At 55.8% G+C, this 1083-nt stretch carries 1 pseudogene; it reads left to right on the top strand.

What is annotated here, in order from left to right:
- Nucleotides 1-64: 64 nt before the first annotated feature.
- Nucleotides 65-1083 (top strand): annotated as a pseudogene (locus M5B99_RS29595) (IS3 family transposase); the annotation flags it as partial.

Raw genomic sequence — 1083 nt, forward strand, 5'->3', positions numbered from 1 at the left:
TGTAGTGGTCTAATGAAACCGGACACCCATTTAGGCGAGAATACCCGCCAGATCGAGGTGTCAGATGACCAAACAACGCCGTACCTTTTCCGCTGAATTCAAACGCGAGGCCGCCGACCTCGTGCTCAAGCAAAACTACAGTTTCATCGAGGCTAGCCGCTCGCTCGGCGTTGGTGAATCAGTACTGCGCCGTTGGGTCGGCCAGCTTCAACAGGAACGCACCGGCATCACTCCGCAGAGCAAGGCGCTGACTCCAGAGCAGCAAAAAATCCAGGAATTGGAAGCTCGGATCGCTCGCCTTGAACGAGAGAAATCGATCCTAAAAAAGGCTACCGCGCTCTTGATGTCGGAAGATCTCGAGCGTATGCGCTGATCAATCAGCTAAGCGTCCATGAGCCCGTTGATTGCTTGTGCGAGTTGTTCGACGTCACCCGTTCGAGTTACTACGCACATCGTCTCAGACGGCTAACCCCGGACGTTGAGCGGCTCAGGCTGCGTAGTCGAGTGAACGAACTATTCACCCGGGGACGAAGTGCGCCGGGCAGCCGCAGCATTATGGTGATGATGCAAGAAGAGGGTGAGCAAATCGGACGGTTTAAGGTACGCAGCCTGATGCGCGAGCTGGAACTGGTCAGCAAGCAGCCGGGATCACACGCCTACAAAAAAGCGACGGTGGAGCGGCCTGATATCCCGAACATCTTGAACCGTGAGTTTGATGTCGAGGCGCCCAACCAGGTCTGGTGTGGTGACATCACCTACATTTGGGCGCAGGGTAAATGGCACTACCTTGCGGTTGTCTTGGATCTATATGCGCGTCGAGTTGTGGGCTGGGCGTTATCAGAAAAGCCAGATGCAGAGCTGGTGATCAAGGCGCTGGACGTGGCTTATGAGCAACGTGGAAAGCCTCAAGGGCTGCTGTTTCACTCGGATCAAGGATCGCAGTACGCCAGCCGCCAATTTCGCCAGCGGCTGTGGCGCTACCGCATGCGCCAGAGCATGAGTCGCCGAGGAAATTGCTGGGATAATGCGCCGATGGAACGGGTATTTCGCAGCTTGAAAACAGAATGGATACCGACCACTGGC

Source organism: Pseudomonas sp. MWU13-2100 (genome assembly GCF_023242365.1).
Classification (GTDB): Bacteria; Pseudomonadota; Gammaproteobacteria; order Pseudomonadales; family Pseudomonadaceae; genus Aquipseudomonas.